Source organism: Bacillus cereus group sp. BceL291, assembly GCF_051776705.1.
Lineage (GTDB): Bacteria > Bacillota > Bacilli > Bacillales > Bacillaceae_G > Bacillus_A > Bacillus_A cereus.
The window spans coordinates 1-1,622 of the sequence record NZ_JBPWAP010000208.1; the positions used below are offsets into that span (position 1 = coordinate 1).

Here is a 1,622-nt window from a genome sequence, read left to right on the forward strand (position 1 = left end):
GTCAGGTATTAACGAAAGTTTATGTTCTTGCATTTGATCGATATTATCATATAAATCTTTATAATTAGCCCCCATTTTATTCCATTGTTGCTGAATACTTGTTAGAGACATGATTGCTTGGTCCACTGTCTGATACAAATATGTTAGAGTGTCCTTGGTATTAGTAAGTGAAATAACCGCTTGATTAGCCAGATCAGCTTTCATACTTAATTCTCCGATTTTATTCGAAATTTCATTATAAGAATTCATATGATTAGATGCCTCGACACCAGCTGCTGTTCCTAAACCGATACCAGCGGCTCCTAGAGCTGTAAGACCACCAACAACAGCTGGTGTAGCTGTACCACCCGTCACAACAATTACTACCGCTCCTGCAATCGTTCCAATAACTAAAATAGCAGCTCCTAATCCACCACCAATTGACCAGGCTAATACATTATCAAAATGTGATTTCTGTGTAGAACGTAAATTCTCAATTTCGGCCTGAAGTTGTGGGACTAGTGCTTGTTTTCCCGCTAATATAGCCGTTAATCCGCCCTGTCCATCTGGACCACCAACATTATTTTTAAAATCTACAGTATTTGTATACAACTTTGTTTTAAAAGCCTCTAACATCTTAATGACTTCCGTAACATCATTTGAATTTATATGAATTGTATTGATTAAATCCCCTATTCCTTCTTTGAGGCTCACCTTATCTTTCTTTTTTACAGTGTCTACTAGTGTGTCGTAATAGTTTTGAAATTGCTCATCATAATTTACAATATTACGCGCTGTTTTTTGAATGTTTGGCTTCGCTGTATCTAACCAGTAATTTGCATTGATTCGTGACAGTTCCTGATTTAGGTGAATATTTTTGATTAATTCTCCTCCCGCGGAACCTAAATCAATGTTGGATAAATTTACATTCGGTTGCTTAATCATAGTTTTGGCGTATAAATCCATTACAAGAATATGAGAGCCTGTTTCAGCCAATGCTTTCTTTAATCCTTCAGGTCCTAACGCATAATTTTCTATTTTCTGTTCCTGAGCTGTCTGTTCTTGTGCAAGTGCATGAATAGTACTACCATTCGTAGCAGTTATAACCGTTGCTAAAGTGGCTAAAGTTATAACCTTAAATGGAAATTTCATCATTTGATCTCCTCCTTATTTTCAGTTGCAATATAATCTTTTTGATAAACCTATGTTCTTAATATTAGAATTTATAAACTTGTTCTTCGAGTTGAGTTGTTACACTTTTTAATCGTCTTAATGTATCTTTTTGAGACTGAGTGTTATTGGCATCAACTTCAGTCGATAATTTTGTAATACTATTATTTATTAGATCCAAATCCTCTTTGTAACGTTTCATTAGCTCAATTTCTCCATCTACTTGGTTAGCAAATGTATGCAAATCATTTTGCATGAAAAGAATCATTGATTTTTGTAAATCCGCTACAGTTAATTTAGTTGTTAAGTCATATAATTTCTGATTTTGTTTCTCTAAATCATTTAAATATGCACGTTGCTCTGCTGTTAGTTTATTAATTTCAGCAAAAGTATTATATGTTTTTTTTATTTTTTCAGGATCAATCACTTTCATAAGATCATACTCTTTCGTTTTTGTAACTGCAGCTGCAGCG

The 1,622-nt window shown here is 34.0% G+C and carries 1 protein-coding gene and 1 pseudogene; both read right to left on the bottom strand.

What is annotated here, in order from left to right; genetic code table 11:
• A partial coding sequence (gene hblD, locus ACS2CR_RS34085) for a hemolysin BL lytic component L1 (protein ID WP_438906158.1) occupies positions 1-1,134 on the bottom strand: 1,134 nt, incomplete at its 3' end.
• A 61-nt stretch (positions 1,135-1,195) separates the two neighbouring features.
• Positions 1,196-1,622, bottom strand: a pseudogene (locus tag ACS2CR_RS34090) (hemolysin BL lytic component L2); the annotation flags it as partial.